Raw genomic sequence first — 17917 nt, 5'->3', positions numbered from 1 at the left:
ACCGGCATCTGTAACCACTGCGTCTTGCGCCTACGCGCTCCCGCCGACAGCTCACCGTCACACACCATCAAGGATCAGGATCCGCCTATATAAATATATATACGTACATTCATTTTTTGTAAAGTACATTAATTTGTACCTGCGCACTAACATGTCGGGTTCTACCCCGTTAGCGCGGACACTTTCGAGGAAGCTCAGGTCGAGCTGAAGGAGCGTTCATGTCCAAGCGCAAGAAATACAGCCAGGAATACAAGCGGGAAGCCATTGACTGGTTCGTCGTTCGGGAGCGAGTAGCCGGCAGGGGGCCTTGGCGATTGTTATTGCCCCGAACCTGCTCACGCGCGGGGTTCGAGAGGCACGACCAGGCGCAGTGAAGGCCTTTCCCGGCACGGGAAGCCCAGGGGATGAGAAACTTGCCCGCCTCAAGTGTGAGTCGGTTCGAGTGACCAAGGCACGTGATCTTCTAAGAGACGCGGCAGCGTACTGTTCCAAGGAATCATCGAGCAGTACACGGTGATCCGGCGCTGCCGCAACGAGTACCCGGTGCGATTGACGCGCCGATGTTTGAAGGTGTCTGCCAGCGGTTATTACACCTGGCAGGATCGCGAGCCAAGTCCGCACGCTCAAGAGAATGCTTACTTGGTGAGGCGCATTCTCTTGAGATTCACGAGGACACTCGTGGCGCGACCGGAGCACCATGTATGCACGAAGATTTTCTTGACGAGGGCGAAACCATAAGCCTGAACCGTGTAGCTCGCCCGATGGCGGCAGAGCGAATTCAAGGCTGTGCGAGTCGGAAGAAGCTTGGTTTTGGCCGAGCAGCCACCGGCCGTAGGGCAGGCGTGAACAACTTGTTGGAGCGAGACTTCACCGCCTTGAAGCCGGAACGCAAATGGGTCACGGACATCACGGAAACCGCCATCCTGGAAGGCAAGTTATTCCTGTGCGCGGTACTCCATCTCTACAGTAAGTTGGTGATCGGTCGGCCGATGCATCACCATCAGGATCGGCAGATGGTGATCCAGGCCTTGGAGATGGCGATCTGGCAGCGCCTATGTGACTGGCCAGTGATTCAGCATTCTGATCGAGGCAGCCCAGTTCACCAGTGCTGATTACCAACACTTTCTGAGTCGTAACATGGTGGTTTGCAGCATGATTACCGTCGGGCATTGTGGCGATAGCGCTGCCTGTGCAGACTTCCTCGGCCTGCTCAACCGCAAGCGGGTTGCCAACCAGTCGTATCGAACTGTTATGAAGCATGAACGGGTCTATTCGATTTCATAACCCGAGAATCCGTCATAGAGTCGCCCGGCAGGATCGGGAGTTTTCAGACCATTTAAAAAATGTCCGTGGAAATGCCCCACCCTGAAGTGGATGCAGCGGGTGATCGTTCAAGATGCGCTGCGTCAGCGCCGCATAACTGAACAGGTTGCTTTGTTTGATGCCGGGCCCACCAATCGACTTGGACTGCGTTCGCCATGCAGAAGATGCCCAGCATTTTACTGGAGCCACACGGGCTCAGGCTTTTTTCAATGGTCTGCTAGCACTGCGCTCGGACTAGCTTTGCTGGCAAGCAACGCGCGGCCAACTACCGGACAGTCACTCGAGGATAAAAACCAGAATTTCGGTTCAACTGGCGCTCTCTCGGCGAGCGCCGCCGGGTAAAAAAATTAGGCCAGGGAAACTTCTTCCTGCACAGGAGAGGCCTGGAAATTAGAACGAAAATGCTTCGGAAACAGGGCAACCAGGAACATCTGATAAGTCATTAAAGCACTTTCACGGCGGAAGTTATTCGGGAACATCATGAAATCCATCCACAACCCCTCACCCATGGCCATCACGCCCCGAGCAATCGAGGCAGCATGAAGGTGGGTGTAGCCGCCTTCCTCGATAATTTCACTGAACAAGTTCGTATAGGTATTCAGCACGTCCTTGTTGCGGGTACTGCTTAATGCAATGTATTCAGGGTTAGGTCTGGCCATGCTGCGGAAGGCTATCCAGACCGGCAGATTCTTCTTGTTCAGAATTTTAGGGCTGAGTTCGGCCTCAAGCAGAGCCATAACCTTCTCGGCAGGAGTATCCGCCGCCCTCGCCAAGGCCTCCGACCATGTCGTGTCATAGATTTCAGACAGATAGGCCAGTGTTTCTATAAACAATGCGTCTTTGCTATTGAAATGCAAATTGATCATCCCGCGCGAAAGACCCGCCCGATCAACAATGCGCGATACCGTGGTGCCCACCACACCAAATTTGGCGATACTATCGATCGCAGCGTCGATGATCTTCTGCCGATGAAACGCCTTGATGGCATCACGTCCTTGCGGCTTCTGCTTGGCCTTACTACCCGCTGTCATATATCTCTCCTACCCACCAAGACCAAAACGTTACGCCTATTATCTGACCAATCCTAGCTAGGCACCATGCCAGCCTGATAAGAAACACCAACCTGCGCAAAATTACGCCCAGCGTCTACCTTGCTCATCCCAGTCAAGGACGCATTGCATCCGACCAAAATGCCGCCCCCCCCCCCGAGACCGGGGATAGCCACTCAGTATTGCGACTCCGGCAGATGCACGATCATGCCCTGCATCTCGGCCGTTACCTGAACCTGGCAGCTCAAGCGGCTATTGGACTCGACACCACCCATGATCTGCAACATGTCTTGCTCGAGGTCATCGATCTCGCCGGACTTAGCCAGCCATTCAGCATCCACATAGACATGACAGGTTCCACAACTACAGGAACCACCGCACTCGGCAATGATGCCAGGGAGCATGTTATCGACGGCGGCCTGCATAATGGTTTTTCCTACCGGAATGTCCACTTCATGTTCTACACCATTGGCTTCAACAAACTTAATGATGGGCATACTTTCCAAACCTCCAACCGTATCTACAACCGACTGCAAGACTCAAGGTTCAAGTCTTCAGCCACTCCTTGGGCTCGATGGACTCATTAGCCAGCACATCAGCTTGAATCCCTGTGTTCATGGCGATCAAGCGCTTGCTGACCATGAACTCCTGTGGCCGATTGATGCAGTCGGCGGCAATCAGTCTTCCTTCCTTGAAATAGAACACGGCAAAATCGCGCCCAGCCTCTGGCCGCCCACGCACCACCACCTGGTCATAGCCCTGGCTCAGGCCCGCTATCTGCATTTTCAGATCATACTGATCAGACCAGAACCACGGCAGGCTGTTGTACGCTTGCTGCTTGCCACAAATACTTGCAGCTGCCGCCTTTGCCTGTTCATTGGCATTGGGCACTGACTCAAGACGCAGGCGCCGAGCGTAGTGCGCGTTCGGGTGACTGGTGCAATCGCCGGCCGCCACCACGTCCGCAGCAGAGCTGACGGCAAACTCGTCAACGACAATGCCATCCTGCACATTCAAGCCTGCCGCTTGTGCAAGCTCGACATTCGGCACGATGCCAACCCCAATCACCACCAGATCTGCCGGGTAGCGACTGCCATCAACGGCCACTACTTGCTCGACTTTGTCATTGCCAAGCAGCGCTTCCACGCTGACACCCGTTTTAATCAACACCCCCTCTTCAGCATGCACGCGGCTGTAAAACACCGAAACCTCTGGGGCTGTGACCCGCTGCAAGACCCGACCCATCATTTCCAGCACCGTCACCTGCATGCCCAGCGACCGGAGCAGAGCGGCAGTCTCCAGCCCGATATAACCCGCGCCGATAATCACCGCACGCCCACCGGGACGAACTTGAGCACGAATGCGCTCCACATCAGCGATGTTACGTAGATAAAAAACCCCGGCCAGATCGGCCCCGGGCAAATCGACCAGCCGCGCCCGCGAACCCGTGCATAGCGCCAACTTGTCAAAATGGTGCACGTCACCATTCGCCAAGGTGACGGTTTTTTCCTGCACATCAAGGGCCTCGACACGTGTACCTAGCACGAGCTCGATACCGTGTTCTTCGTAGGTATCCAGCGGACGGATAAGCAGTTCGTCGACGCTCTTGTCTCCGGCCAGAAAGCTCTTGGACAGTGGCGGACGGTGATAGGGCGGGGTTGGCTCGTCACCAAATACCAGGATACGCCCCGGCCACTTCTCCTGGCGCAGACTCGTCGCCAATTGCGCGCCAGCGTGGCTGGCTCCCACGATGATACAGGTCTTAACATTCATAGATCGGCCTCCACGCTAACTATAAAGCCCCCAGCCCGTCACTATGGCTGGAGAATTCGAGTTGTACTCGCAACCCGTGCAGCAGCCTTCTTAGGCACACCTCGAACGCTATCACCAAGCCGCGTTTTCGTCCACAAAAATATATGTACGTTCATTTATATTGACCGCTAAAAATATGCCGTGATAGGCTGATTTGGTCGATCAGTGTCAATGCTATGCCTGCGTACCCAGCCATCACGGCAGCCGGATAGCAAACGCAGCAGCCACCACTGAAGCCGTAACCATCCACGATGCGACGGGCGGTATCCGGACGCAATCGATGGACGTTTGGGGCCGACATTGCGTGCGGGGTACTCCTGCCAGTACGGCATAGCTTGAGCATCGACCCACGCAGTGAAGGCGAAAGACAAGTCAGTATTGATAACAGTGGAGCGCAACATGAAAACAATTAACGCACGCCAACTCGACATGCCTCGGCTAATCGACGCACTAGTCTCACGCCAGAAACCTGGCTACACCCTAGAGCAGCCCTTCTATACCGATCCTGAAATTTTCGAATTCGAAAAGGATCGGGTGCTCTTTCGCCAGTGGCAATTCGTTGACCACAAGAATCGCATCCCGAATAAAGGCGACTACTTCCTGTTCACCATTGCCGGAGAAGAGCTGATTATCGTTCGGGGCGACAACAACGAAGTACACGCGCACTTCAACGTTTGCCGCCACCGCGGCTCGCGCATTTGCCTGGAACAGGAAGGCAACAAGCATCGCCTGGTCTGCCCGTACCACGCCTGGACATTTGAGTTGAACGGCAAGCTGTTCAATGCCCGGCAAATGCCGGAAGACTTTGATCCGCAAGCTCACAATCTGCACTCCTGCCCGGTCAAAGTATTCGAAGGCCTGATCTTCGTATATCTGGGCAAAGAGGCCGAAGCGCCTGACTTTGACTACATCGCCAAGAGCTATAAACCCTGGGCGGAGGAACTACGCATCGCCGACACCAAAGTCGCCGCAATCAAGAAATTCCCAACCCCGGCAAACTGGAAACTGGTCGTCGAAAACTTCCTCGAGTGCTATCACTGCCGCCCGTCTCACCCGGAATACACCGCCGCCATGGCCCACGTCACCTACGATGGCGACGGCACCGAAAAAGGCATCCAGAAATACAAGGAGCAATATGACGCCTGGGCCACTCGCGCCAAGGCACAAGGCCGCCGTGTTGGCTATCTGGACGTGCCCTTCCCAGATCAGGTCATGCGCGCATCGCGCCAGTCCATCAAGGAAGGCTGCCTGTCCACCACCAAAGATGGCAGCCCTGCCTGCAAGGTCCTGCTCGGCGATCTGAAAGAACATGATGGCGGCACCAGTTCACTGGTGTTCGGCGACAACATGTTCCTGCTTGCCGCGAACGACTACATCACCGTGCTGCACTTCAATCCTATCAGCGTCATGGAAACCGACGTCACCCTGATTTATCTGGTTAATTCGGCAGCCGAGGAAGGCCGGGATTATGATGTGGATAACCTGACGTGGATGTGGGAGGTCACCACTGAGCAGGATGCCACCATCATTGTTAACAACCAGAACGGCATTCTTTCCGACCGTTATCAACCAGGCCCATACAGCGTGCTGGAGGGCTACTGCCGCAAGTTTGTACAAGACTATCTAGAACTGCTGGCAACGGAACATCGTCCTACCACGCGAGTGGAGCATGACCCGGAACAGCATATCCATGAAGAGATGTGGGTTGCCTGAGGCTGACAAAAATGGGGGAGCGATAAGCTCCCCCATTTTTTCATCGCATAACAGCGAGTGGTTATTAACTCAGCGGCACGTTCAACATCTGGCACTCCTCCATCAGCCAAGTGCAAAACTTCTGCACATTGTCGTAACTAGCATGATGCTCGGGGTACACCAGGTAATAGCCCATCCCGGTACGCAGGCGCATCGGATAAGGTGCACACAAGCGATCACTGGCCAGTAGATTGGCCACATAGGGCTGCCGTCCGATAGCAATGCCCATACCGCCGGCCGCCGCCTCCAAGACCTGCGCCCGACTATCGAAGTCCATGCGCCGCCTGATTTCCGGAGTTTTGCAGCCGGCAAACTCGAACCACTGATTCCATTCATTAAGGTCGTGACTGCAATACAGAAAGGTTTGTGACGCCAATTCCTCGAGCCTGTCCAGAGGCGGCAAGCTATCCAGCAATTGCCGCCCACAAACCAGAAACAGATCATCATGACAGAGGAAATCGCTGCACATCCCCGGCCACTCACCAGTGCCGTAACGAATGGCCACGTCGATGTCCTCACCACCGAAACCCAGTGGTGTCATCGAGCTCAAGAACTTGATATCCACATCAGGGTTTGCCGCCTGAAACACCGGAAGACGCGACAGCAACCAACAAGATGCCAGCGACGGATAGAGGTTAACCACCAACGAGCGACGCTTGCTCCGCGCGGTAATCGCACTGCTGGCTAAATCCAAGCGATTGAAAATATCTTGGATACTTTCCAGATAGCTCGCCCCAGCAGCAGTGAGCTGAGGCTTGCCGCGCTCGCGATGGAATAGCTGCACCCCCAGAAACTCTTCGAGCGAGCGCACCTGATGACTGATCGCAGAAGCTGAAAGACAGATGTCATCAGCCGCACTTTTGAAACTTTCTAGTCGTGCTGCCGCTTCAAAAGCTCGCAAGGCCGCAAAGGGAGGTAACCGTCGCATGGAATAAACCTCTTTATAAATGCTTAAAGAGTCGACTAATGCACTTGCCAGATACGTTGTAACCAGATCCACCTGCACAGCCTGCGCCCTCGCAACAAGATGTCCTGCGTCCAACCAAGGCATTACTCGCGGGCGTTCGACCCCTTCTCTCTTTTCTCCCGCACATCAACCACCTGCAAGCGCGCTAAGCTTGCCATTTTTTTGAATGTACGTACATTATTTTTTAGTTCTAAAAAGCCCGCACTAGAGAGGATATGACGCCTAAAAATAATTCACCACAGACTGAAAGTATTTCGTTTGATGCCGCCCTTTGAATGCCACAGCATGGTTCCTGACCACAGACAAAACAGGCGCACACGGCAGCAAGCCCAAGTGCAGATTCAGCTAACACTACAAACAACAGGCGAGGTCTTATGAGAATACTGGTGCCCATCAAACGCGTCGTCGATGCCAACTTTAAGGTCCGGGTCAAAAGCGACCAAACTGGCATGGACTTGGCGAATGCCAAAATGGCCATCAATCCCTTCTGCGAGATTGCACTCGAAGAAGCAGTACGGCTTAAGGAAGCTGCGATCGCTACCGAGGTGGTTCTGGTGTGCGTAGGCCCTTCCCAGGCCCAAGATATTTTACGTACCGGACTGGCCATTGGTGCCGACCGGGCGATCCTGCTCGAAACCGATGCCGAGCTCGAGTCATTGGCCATCGCCAAGTTATTGAAGGCCATCGTCGAACAAGAACATCCAGGTCTGGTACTGACCGGCAAGCAAGCTATCGACAGCGACAACAATCAGACCGGACAAATGCTGGCAGCCCTGCTGGGCTGGCCACAGGGCACCTTTGCTTCCCAGGTGGAGATGGCGGGCGACCAACAACTGTTGGTAACCCGCGAAGTGGATGGCGGCCTGGAAAGCCTGGCCTTGCAACTCCCTGCGCTGGTCACTGCAGACCTGCGTCTCAACGAGCCGCGCTACGCCTCTCTCCCCAACATCATGAAAGCCAAGCGCAAACCGCTGACAGTGCTAGCTGCCGCGAGCCTGGGCGTGGACATCAGCCCCCGCCTGAAGACCCTGAGCGTGTCCGAGCCACCTGCCCGCAAGGCCGGAATTAAGGTGGCCAACGTCACTGAGTTGCTGGAAAAACTGAAGACAACTGCAAAGGTGATTTGAGATGAGTGTCCTGATCATAGCCGAACACGACAACAGGAACCTGAATGCCGCAACCCGCCACGCGGTTAGCGCGGCGCGCCAATTGGGCGGCGAAGTGCATCTTCTGGTTGCCGGGGATTCATGCACAACCGTGGCCGAACAGGCCGCCCTGATCGATGGCGTCGACAAGGTAGTACTGGCGCAGGCCACACATTACTCTGCCGGCCTGCCCGAAGAGTTGCAGCCCCTGATTACCGACCTGGCGCGCCAGCGTGGTTACAGTCATATAGTGGCCACTGCCACTGCCTTCGGTAAAAACCTGCTGCCGCGGGTCGCCGCCGGGCTAGACGTGGCACAAATCTCCGACGTCATCAGTATCGATACGCCCGATACCTTCACTCGGCCGATCTACGCCGGCAATGCCCTGTGCAAGATCCAGTCGTCTGATTCGATCAAGGTCATCAGCGTACGCGGCACCGCCTTTGCCGCCGCCAATGACGGCCAACAACGTGCGACAAGTGAGTCAGTCGAAAGCACCCAGGCCGTTGGCATCTCCCAATTCATCAAGCAGATGCTAACTATTTCTGATCGTCCGGAGTTGACCTCCGCCCGCATCGTCGTCTCGGGCGGGCGCGGCATGGGCTCAAAGGAAAACTTCAGCCTCTTGGAGCCGCTCGCCGACCGCCTCGGCGCTGCCGTGGGGGCCAGCCGCGCCGCGGTTGATGCTGGCTTTGTCCCCAACGATTACCAAGTGGGGCAGACCGGCAAGATCGTCGCGCCCGACTTGTATGTCGCCATCGGCATTTCTGGAGCCATTCAGCACCTGGCCGGGATGAAAGACTCCAAGGTCATTGTCGCCATCAACAAAGACGAAGACGCACCAATTTTCCAGGTAGCGGACTACGGCTTGGTCGGTGATCTATTCGAGATAGTGCCTGAACTCACTCGGCAACTGAGTTGACCCGGCCAACCCGACCATAACCAGCATCTCGCGGCCATGGCCACAGGAGGTGCCCAGCCCGCGCCCTGTACTAAACCGCAACCGGAAAAGGGGAATCATGGTGGAACGCGAACAAATGCCGTATGACGTCGTCATTGTCGGCGCCGGTCCAGCAGGACTGTCAGCGGCCATTCGGCTCAAGCAACTGGCCAACGACCAGGGTCAAGAACTCAGCGTTTGCGTGATTGAAAAAGGCTCGGAAGTGGGCGCGCACATTATCTCCGGTGCGATCTTGGAGCCGCGCGCGCTGAACGAACTGCTCCCTGACTGGCAAGCGTTGGGCGCACCGCTGCACTGCCCGGTCAGCCGGGACGAGGTCGTATTACTGACCAGTGCGCAGCGCGCGCGCCGAATCCCCAATGCCCTGGTTCCGAAAACCATGCATAACCAAGGCAACTTCATCGTCAGCCTGGGCAACTTCTGTCGCTGGCTGGCAGAGCAGGCCGAAACGCTTGGCGTCGAGATCTTTGCCGGCTTTGCCGCAGCCGAAGTCCTCTACCACGAGGATGGCTCAGTCAAAGGTGTGGCCACCGGAGACATGGGGCGCGATGTGCATGGCCAAGCGAAAAACTCTTACACCCCAGGCTTGGAACTGCACGCCAAATACACCCTTTTCGCCGAAGGTTGCCGGGGCCACCTGGGTAAACAACTGATCGCTCGCTTCCATTTGGACCAGGACAGTGATCCCCAGCACTACGGCCTCGGACTCAAGGAGCTCTGGGAAGTTGATCCGAGCAAGCTCGAGCAAGGCTTGGTGCTGCACGGCACCGGCTGGCCGTTGATTGGCCAGGCCAGCGGCGGTTTTTTCCTCTACCACACCGATCATGGCCAAGTGAGTCTGGGCCTAATCGTCGACCTGAACTACGCCAACCCTTACCTCAGCCCTTACGACGAGCTGCAACGCCTCAAGCATCACCCGGCGATTCGTCACTACCTCGAAGGTGGCAAGCGCGTGTCCTATGGCGCGCGCGCCATCGCCAAGGGGGGGCTCAATTCACTGCCGAAGATGACGTTCCCCGGGGGCCTGCTGATCGGCTGCGATGCAGGCACCTTGAACTTCGCCAAAATCAAGGGCAGTCATACCGCCATGAAAAGCGGCATGGTGGCGGCCGAACGTGTCTTCGCCCGCCTGCAAGCCGGCTGTTCGGGTGGACAATCCCTCGACGAATTCGAAAGCGCTTTCAAAGCCTCCTGGGCCTGGGATGAATTGCAGCGCTCGCGCAACTTCGGCCCGGCAATCCACCGCTTTGGGCCGCTGCTGGGCGGCGCCTTCAACTTTATTGAGCAGAACCTATTCAACGGCAGGTTCCCCCTGCGCCTGCGTGATAAACAGCCTGACCACAACCAATTGAAACTGGCTACTGACTGCGCGCGCATTGACTACCCGAAGCCGGATGGGGTGATCAGCTTCGACAAACTTTCCTCCGTGTTCTTATCCAACACCAACCACCAGGACGACCAACCCTGTCACCTCGTGCTGAAACAACCGGAGCTACCGCTGCAGCAGAACCTGCCGCTGTATGCCGAACCGGCACAGCGCTACTGCCCGGCTGGCGTGTATGAAATCAGCGAAGGCGACGACGGCCGCGAGTTCCTCATCAACGCCCAGAACTGTCTGCACTGCAAGACCTGTGACATCAAGGATCCCGCGCAAAACATCACATGGGTCGCTCCCGAGGGCGGCGGCGGGCCGAACTACCCAAACATGTAACCAGACAAGGGCAGCAGAAACTAATGGATAACTACTTCGACATCCTTACCGAGCGCCTCGACGGCCAGCGCCTGTTGATAACCCTCAACCGGCCCGAAGTACACAATGCCCTGCGCAATCAGATGCTCGCCGAGCTGGCAGATGCACTGGAGCACGCGGCCGAGGACGATGACATTCTTTGCGTGGTCGTAACCGGCGGGCTGCGCGTTTTTGCGGCTGGGGCTGACATCAAGGAAATGGTTGCCCTGGACACGGTTGGCGTGCTCAATGACCGGCGACCGAACTACTGGAAAAGCATCCGCAACTTCCCTAAACCGCTGATTGCAGCGGTCAACGGCTTGGCCCTGGGCGCGGGCTGCGAGTTGCTGATGCACGCCGATATCGTGATTGCCGGCGACACCGCAGAGCTAGGTCAGCCTGAAATCAGGCTTGGAATCATCCCAGGTGCCGGCGGCACTCAACGCCTGATTCGCACAGTCGGCAAATCACTGGCCAGTCGCATGGTGATGACCGGTGAGCGGATTGATGCCGCCACGGCGCTGAGCGCCGGACTGGTCAGCGAGGTCTGTCCTCCCGAGCTGACCATCGAGCGCGCCCTGGCACTGGCCTCCCGTATCGCTTGCCAGCCGCCGCTGGCGCTACGCATGGCCAAAGAACTACTGCTCAAGTCCTACGAAATGCCCCTTGAGGCAGCCTTGGACCTTGAGCGCAAAGCCTTTGCCCTGCTGGCGGCCACCGAGGATCGCGCCGAAGGCATCAACGCCTTCAAAGAAAAACGTCAACCGATCTTCAAAGGACGTTAAGCCCATGCCTTATGAAACCATTAAGTTCGAGATCAGCGCCGGCGTGGCCAGCCTCACCCTGCATCGGCCCGAGTCGCTGAACTGCATCAATCGCACCATGCATGCCGAACTGCGTGATGCCCTGGCCGAGATCAAGCGAAATTGCAGCGTTCGTGCGCTGTTACTCACCGGTTCTGGCCGTGGTTTTTGCGCTGGACAGGATCTCAACGAGCGCCGGGGGAACAGCGAAATACCCGACCTCGGCGAGTCGATTGAGCAACGCTACAACCCACTGATTCGCAGCCTGCGACGCCTGGAAATACCGGTTATCTGCGCCGTTAATGGTACTGCCGCCGGGGCCGGGGCTAACCTGGCCTTAGCCTGCGATATCGTCCTGGCCGCCCGTTCCGCCAGTTTCATTCAGTCGTTCAGCCGCATCGGTCTGATTCCCGACTGTGGCGGTACCTGGTTCCTGCCCCGCCTGGTCGGCTCGGCGCGTGCCCTGGCCCTGGCCCTTCTCGGCGAAAGGATCGATGCGGCCAGCGCGGAACAGATGGGCATGATCTGGAAAGCCGTAGACGACGCGGTCCTGCTCGATGAAGCCCGCCAATTGGCACAAGACCTGGCCCTGCGCCCGACCCGCGGACTGGCCCTGATCAAACGGGCGCTGCAACAAAGCGCCAGCAACAGCCTGGATCAGCAGCTGGATCTCGAACGCGACCTGCAGCAGCTGGCCGGTCGCACGGCTGATTACCGCGAGGGCGTTGCCGCTTTCATGGACAAACGTGATCCTAATTTTCAAGGCCGCTAATGATGAAGCAACTGAGAGCCAAAAATTCGATCGGCGTAATAGGCGCCGGCACCATGGGTGCGGGCATCGCCCAAGTGGCTGCGGCCGCTGGACACCCGGTATTCCTCTACGATGCAAAAGAAGGCGCTGCCCAAGCGGGTAAAGAGCGGTTGAGCGACGGCCTGTCACGCCAGGTCGCCAAAGGTAAAGCCGACGCCAAAGACGCCGCCGACCTGCTGGAGCGCATTCATGTGGTTGACAGCCTGCAGGCGATGGCCTCGGCCAGCCTGGTCATTGAGGCGATTGTCGAACGCCTCGATATCAAGCAAGCGCTGTTTCGCGAACTTGAAAGCATCTGCGCGGCGGACTGCATCCTGGCCAGTAATACCTCGTCCATCTCCATCACTGCCATCGGCAGCGCCTTACAGCGTCCAGAAAACCTGGTGGGCATGCACTTTTTCAATCCAGCCCCAATCATGAAACTGGTCGAGGTCATCAGCGGGTTGGATACCGCCAGTGCCGTGGTCGAGCAGGTGCTCGCCTTGGCCACTGCCTGGGGCAAGGAAGCCGTGCCGGCCACTTCGACTCCGGGTTTTATCGTTAACCGCGTCGCTCGCCCATTCTATGCCGAAGGCCTGCGGGTGGTACAAGAAGGTGGCAGCGATTGCGCGACCTTCGATGCCCTGATGCGCGAATGCGGTGGCTTTCGCATGGGTCCTTTCGAGCTGATGGATCTGATCGGTCATGACGTCAACTTTGCCGTCACCCGTTCGGTATTCGATGCCTTCTATCACGACCCGCGCTTCCTCCCGTCCCTGTTGCAACAGGCGCTGGTCGAGGCCGGCCACCTGGGCCGCAAGTCAGGCAAGGGTTTCTACGACTACGCGGCCAATACGGCAGCGCCTGAGCCAAGTACCGTTGCCCCAGTCCCAGCCCCTGCAAGCATTCTGGTCGCCGGCGACCTGGGCGTCGCCGAACCCTTGCTGGTACGCGCCGAGCAAGCAGGCATCCAAGTGCTACGCAGTGACGGCGACGGTCAGATTCAGGTAGGTGAAGCCATCCTGCGCCTGACCGATGGCCAGTACGCCAGCAAACGCGCCAAGCTAGAGGGCTGCAACAATCTCCTGCACTACGATCTGGCCTTCGACTACGCCGCCTGCAGCCGTATTGCCTTGTCGCCAGCCGATCAAGCCTCCACCCAGGCAGTGCAGCAGGCGGTAGGTTTTTTCCAGGCCATCGGTATCGACGTTTCGTTGCTGGATGACATTCCCGGCGTCGCCGTGATGCGCACCGTCGCCATGCTGGCCAATGCTGGCGTGGACGCGGTTAACCAGCAGGTTTGCCTGGAAAGCGCCGTCGATACCGCGATGAAATCCGGCGTCAACTACCCACGGGGGCCGATCGAGTGGGCGCGCAAAATTGGCCTCGAGCAAGTGTTAAACGTCCTGGACAATCTGGCCGCCACCTATGGCGAGGACCGTTATCGCGCCTCGCCGCTGTTACGCCGATGGGCCGCCAAAACAGCCTGATCACGAGTGAATCTGTCGCCCCTGGGGCGCTGCAATAATCTGGAGTAGACAACATGCAAGATGCCTTTATCTGTGATGCGATCCGGACCCCCATTGGTCGATACGGCGGCTCCTTGTCCTCGATACGCGCCGATGACCTCGGGGCACTGCCACTAAAGGCATTGATACAGCGTAATTCCGGGGTGGACTGGGCGGCCGTGGATGACGTGATTTTTGGCTGTGCTAACCAGGCTGGCGAAGACAATCGCAATATTGCCCGCATGTCCGCGCTGCTAGCCGGGCTCCCGCTGAACGTAACAGGCTCCACGGTCAATCGCCTGTGTGGTTCCGGCATGGACGCGGTAGGTTTAGCCGCTCGTACGCTTAAAGCGGGCGAAGCCGGGTTGATCATTGCGGGCGGCGTAGAGTCTATGTCGCGCGCGCCCTTCGTCATGGGCAAGGCCGAAACGGCCTTCAGCCGCAACGCCGAAATGTTCGACACCACCATCGGCTGGCGCTTCGTTAACCCACTCATGCGGCAAATGTACGGCGTAGACTCAATGCCGGAAACCGCCGAGAACGTCGCCAGCCACTTCAACATTTCGCGTGCCGATCAGGACGCCTTTGCCTTGCGCAGCCAACAGCGTACCGCCAAGGCGATTGCCTCCGGGCGCCTGGCCCGCGAGATAGTGACGGTGGCCATCGCTCAGCGCAAAGGCGAACCCCGCCTGTTCGACACCGATGAACACCCTCGTACCACCACCTTGGATGACCTCGCCCGCTTGCCTACCCCGTTTCGCGCTAACGGCAGCGTTACCGCCGGCAACGCTTCGGGCGTCAATGACGGCGCCTGTGCCTTGCTCCTGGCCAACGCCGCCAGTGCCGAGCGTTATGCCCTCAAGCCCCGCGCCAGGATCGTCGGCATGGCCAGCGCGGGCGTCGAACCGGCGCTTATGGGCTTCGGTCCTGCCCCGGCCGTGCGCAAGGTGCTGGCACAAACCGGCCTGCAACTGGCGGAAATGGATGTGATTGAGCTCAACGAGGCCTTTGCCGCCCAAGCCCTGGCGGTATTACGTGATCTCGGCTTGGAAGATGATGCCGAACATGTCAATCCTAACGGCGGCGCCATTGCTTTAGGGCACCCCTTGGGCATGAGTGGCGCCCGGCTGATCACCACCGCCCTGCATGAGCTCGAGCTACGCCAACAGCGCTATGCCCTGTGCACCATGTGCATCGGCGTCGGTCAGGGCATCGCCCTGATCCTCGAGCGGGTCTGAGTCACGCCTGCAATCGCAGGCGTTTTGAACGGGCAACGCAATGGTCCGCGAGTTTTGCCGCCGGTCAGGGACCAATGGGTTGCGGACCGGCGTGAGGATGCTCGCTGACCATTCCTCTCTCGCAAGCCAGCCGTCCTGTTCTGGTCAAACCAAAAAACCACCCTCAACAGAGCAGCATTTCTGTGCCGCCGCGCCCGAAGACGAGGACGCGCTAGACGTTTTCCTGAACAGAAAAACGCGCTGTCTCGAGGCCTAATTTTATTCACCCCGACTGAAACTAATTCGTTTGCCCCTCCACGAATAATGAATGACCATTCATTTAAATGGTGCGATTCAGTTGTGAACCGAACCTGGCCTAAAGCAGCCACATCGTGTGTGACCTGGAGGATATTGGATATGCGGATATTACCTACGAAAGATGAATCCGAGGCGCTGAGAGAAGAGGTCTTGTCTTTCTGTCGCGAAACATTGCCGCAGACCACCGCAGGCCTCGAACGCCAGGGAACGATGAGCGATGGCGACTCCCCGGAATTCTATCGGCGCCTCGGCCAAGCGGGTTGGATCGGCGCTCACTGGCCGAAGGAGTACGGCGGGCGTAACCTGCGCCATTTGGACACGTTCATTGCCGACGAGGCCCTAGGCTACGCGCGGGCACCGTTAAGTGGCTACCTGCTCTCGGTCAAGGTTTTCGGCAATACCTTGATGCTCCTCGGCACCGAAGAGCAGAAAAAGGCATTCCTCCCGCGCATCGCCAGCGGTGAAATCACCTTCTGCCAAGGCTTCTCGGAGCCCACCGCCGGCTCAGATTTCGGCTCGCTGAAAACCACCGCCCGGCGCGACGGTGACCACTTTGTAGTTTCAGGCCACAAGATCTGGACCAGCAGCGCCGAAGTCGCGCAATACATGTACTTGGCCGCCAGAACCGACAGCGACGCGCCCAAGCACCGCGGCATCAGCTCCTTCATTGTCGACATGAAAACCCCTGGCATCCGCGTGCAGACCTTCCCCACTCTAGGCGGCGGTTTGCTCAACGAAGTGTTTCTCGATGAGGTGCGGGTGCCGGCGGCTAATCTCATCGGCGAACTCAATCGCGGCTTCCATCAATCCATGCGCAGCCTCGACCTGGAGCGCTCGGCCATGGATCGAGTCGGTTCCGCCTGGCGTTCGATCGACGAGTTGGTGGCCTACACGCAAAAAGAAGGCACCGCGCGCAATGGTGGTCGCCTCGCCGATATCGAATCGGTCCGGGAAAAAATCGGCGCCCTGTATTCCCGACTCTACGTCGCACGCCTGTTCAGCTATCAAGTAGCCCGCCATTTGGATGCCGGTAAGGAAGTGAGCGCCGATTTTTCCTTCGGCAAACTCTGCGTCGGCCTGCTCAACCAGGCCGTGGCCGATGCCAGCATGGAAATCATCGGCCCGCGTGCCCAATTTGAACACGGCGCAGAGCTCGCTCCATACCAAGGTTTAGCCGCCTCTCTGTATCGCGCCAGCCCGGCCCTGACGTTGGCCGGGGGGAGCAGTGAAATCCAAAAAACTGTTATCGCCATACGTGGTCTTGGACTGCCAAAATGAACAATCTTGCACAGAATGACATCAGCGTCGGCCCGCTCAGAGGCATTCGCATAATCGACTTCTCGAGCTACGTGGCCGGACCTTACTGCACAATGTTGCTGGGCGACATGGGCGCCGACGTGATTAAAGTCGAGCCCCTGAGTGGCGAGCAATGGCGTCATCAAGACCCTTTTGCGAGCAACCTGAGCCGCAGCTTCATGTCGCTCAACCGCAACAAACGCTCCATTGCCCTTGACCTCAAGGATCCCGCCGGCCTGCACGCGGCCCTAGAGTTGCTGGCCACTGCCGACGTGATGGTGCACAACTGGCGCCCCGGCGTGGCGGAGCGACTAGGACTGGGTTATGAAGACCTGCGCAGCCGTTACCCGCGCTTAATCTATGCCACCAATTCCGCCTATGGCCCCAAAGGTCCTATGGCCAAGAAAGGCGGCTATGACCTGGTCATCCAGTCGATCAGCGGCCTCCTGGCCTCTAACCCGGCCCCTGATGGCGCAGTGCCCAAGCGCTATGCCGGCGTAGCCATCGTCGACTTTACCGCCGGTGACAAGCTCGCTTACGGCATCACCTGTGCCTTGTTCGAACAAGCGCGCAGCGGTCGCGGTCAACGGGTCGACAGTTCGCTGATGGAAGCTGCTTTAGGCCTGCAGCGGCAAAAGCTGATCACCATCGAGCAGTTGCCCAATAAGGCACCTGCGGGCAACACGCTTGAGAAAATGCGCGCGGCCGCTGCTCAGTCCGCCTCTGCCGGAGCACGCGAGCTTTACTATCGGACCTACCAGACCCTCGACGGCTTTATTACCGTGGGCTGCCTGAACGTCCCACAGCGGGAAATACTGCTTTCCTTGCTGAATATCGAAGACCACTGGCGGGCCAACCCCGACAAACTTCCGGTTTCTGCAGAAGAAGACCAAACCAGACGCGCACTGGTTATCCAGGCCGAGGCGATTTTCGCGACCCGCGCCACTGCGGATTGGTTCACAGCCATTGATGCCTATCAAATTCCCTGTGCACCGGTGCAAATGTCAACCGACGTTCTGCAAGACCCACAAGTAGTCAGCAGTGACTACCTATACGAGTTCAACTTTAGTGGCTACGGCAAGGTGCGCAGCATCGGCACCGGAGTTCGAGTCGAGAGCGGGGGTGGCGTTCGTTTGCCACCGCCACGTCTGGGCGAGCACTCGGCCGAAATTCTTGCCGAACTCGGCCTTGGACCGGCACCCCAGCCTGCAGCGGCATTGACCCACTCTTGAGCCAGAGGAACATGT

14 protein-coding genes and 1 pseudogene are annotated in these 17917 nt (G+C 57.8%); 11 read left to right on the top strand and 4 right to left on the bottom strand.

Going from position 1 to position 17917, the window contains the following annotated elements; genetic code table 11:
* The first annotated feature begins 218 nt into the window (after nt 1–218).
* Nucleotides 219–1369 (top strand): annotated as a pseudogene (locus ACA075_RS09655) (IS3 family transposase).
* Nucleotides 1370–1670: 301 nt separating this feature from the next.
* On the opposite strand, the gene ACA075_RS09650 reads toward ACA075_RS09655, so the two are convergent.
* The 3 genes from ACA075_RS09650 to ACA075_RS09640 all read right to left on the bottom strand — a co-directional run bounded on the left by ACA075_RS09650 (nt 1671) and on the right by ACA075_RS09640 (nt 4145).
* Nucleotides 1671–2354: a TetR family transcriptional regulator gene (locus tag ACA075_RS09650; RefSeq protein ID WP_497298265.1), complete on the bottom strand. Its 684-nt coding sequence runs from the start codon at nt 2352–2354 to the stop codon at nt 1671–1673.
* Nucleotides 2355–2548: 194 nt separating this feature from the next.
* Nucleotides 2549–2869 carry a 2Fe-2S iron-sulfur cluster-binding protein gene (locus ACA075_RS09645; protein WP_497298264.1) on the bottom strand — a complete coding sequence of 107 codons (321 nt, stop codon included), beginning with the start codon at nt 2867–2869 and terminating at the stop codon, nt 2549–2551.
* 49 nt (nt 2870–2918) lie between these two features.
* On the bottom strand, nt 2919–4145 hold the full coding sequence (locus tag ACA075_RS09640; RefSeq protein ID WP_497298263.1) for an NAD(P)/FAD-dependent oxidoreductase: 1227 nt from the start codon (nt 4143–4145) through the stop codon (nt 2919–2921).
* A gap of 393 nt (nt 4146–4538) precedes the next feature.
* Here ACA075_RS09640 and ACA075_RS09635 point away from each other — a divergent pair, with 393 nt between their 5' ends.
* Entirely contained in the window at nt 4539–5897 is a 1359-nt protein-coding gene (locus ACA075_RS09635) for an aromatic ring-hydroxylating oxygenase subunit alpha (protein WP_497298262.1), read from the top strand.
* A gap of 64 nt (nt 5898–5961) precedes the next feature.
* On the opposite strand, the gene ACA075_RS09630 is transcribed toward ACA075_RS09635, so the two are convergent.
* Nucleotides 5962–6942: a LysR substrate-binding domain-containing protein gene (locus ACA075_RS09630; protein WP_497298261.1), complete on the bottom strand. Its 981-nt coding sequence runs from the start codon at nt 6940–6942 to the stop codon at nt 5962–5964.
* Between the two features lie 335 nt (nt 6943–7277).
* Between ACA075_RS09630 and ACA075_RS09625 the strand changes: the two genes are divergently transcribed.
* From ACA075_RS09625 to ACA075_RS09585, 9 genes are all read left to right on the top strand, one after another.
* Nucleotides 7278–8030, top strand: a complete 753-nt coding sequence (locus ACA075_RS09625) for an electron transfer flavoprotein subunit beta/FixA family protein (RefSeq protein WP_497298260.1) — start codon at nt 7278–7280, stop codon at nt 8028–8030.
* Nucleotide 8031: 1 nt separating this feature from the next.
* Nucleotides 8032–8970, top strand: coding sequence for an electron transfer flavoprotein subunit alpha/FixB family protein (locus ACA075_RS09620; RefSeq protein WP_497298258.1), 939 nt, complete (start codon nt 8032–8034; stop codon nt 8968–8970).
* Nucleotides 8971–9070: 100 nt separating this feature from the next.
* Complete coding sequence (locus ACA075_RS09615; protein ID WP_497299220.1) at nt 9071–10720, top strand: electron transfer flavoprotein-ubiquinone oxidoreductase; 1650 nt, start codon at nt 9071–9073, stop codon at nt 10718–10720.
* A gap of 23 nt (nt 10721–10743) precedes the next feature.
* Nucleotides 10744–11523: an enoyl-CoA hydratase-related protein gene (locus ACA075_RS09610; protein WP_497298257.1), complete on the top strand. Its 780-nt coding sequence runs from the start codon at nt 10744–10746 to the stop codon at nt 11521–11523.
* A 4-nt stretch (nt 11524–11527) separates the two neighbouring features.
* A complete protein-coding gene (gene paaG / locus ACA075_RS09605; protein WP_497298256.1) occupies nt 11528–12313 on the top strand; it encodes a 2-(1,2-epoxy-1,2-dihydrophenyl)acetyl-CoA isomerase PaaG in 786 nt (261 codons plus the stop codon).
* Nucleotides 12314–12315: 2 nt separating this feature from the next.
* Nucleotides 12316–13821 carry a 3-hydroxyacyl-CoA dehydrogenase PaaH gene (gene paaH / locus ACA075_RS09600; protein ID WP_497299219.1) on the top strand — a complete coding sequence of 502 codons (1506 nt, stop codon included), beginning with the start codon at nt 12316–12318 and terminating at the stop codon, nt 13819–13821.
* Nucleotides 13822–13874: 53 nt separating this feature from the next.
* Nucleotides 13875–15077 carry a 3-oxoadipyl-CoA thiolase gene (gene pcaF / locus ACA075_RS09595; RefSeq protein WP_497298255.1) on the top strand — a complete coding sequence of 401 codons (1203 nt, stop codon included), beginning with the start codon at nt 13875–13877 and terminating at the stop codon, nt 15075–15077.
* A 339-nt stretch (nt 15078–15416) separates the two neighbouring features.
* A complete protein-coding gene (locus ACA075_RS09590) occupies nt 15417–16652 on the top strand; it encodes an acyl-CoA dehydrogenase family protein (protein WP_497298254.1) in 1236 nt (411 codons plus the stop codon).
* Nucleotides 16649–17902, top strand: a complete 1254-nt coding sequence (locus ACA075_RS09585; protein WP_497298253.1) for a CaiB/BaiF CoA transferase family protein — start codon at nt 16649–16651, stop codon at nt 17900–17902. The genes ACA075_RS09590 and ACA075_RS09585 overlap by 4 nt, the downstream gene beginning before the upstream one ends.
* Nucleotides 17903–17917: the final 15 nt, after the last annotated feature.

The organism is Pseudomonas sp. LBUM1663, from assembly GCF_059695905.1.
Note: the sequence above shows the minus strand (reverse complement) of the source record. Positions and strands in the feature narration are given on the sequence as shown.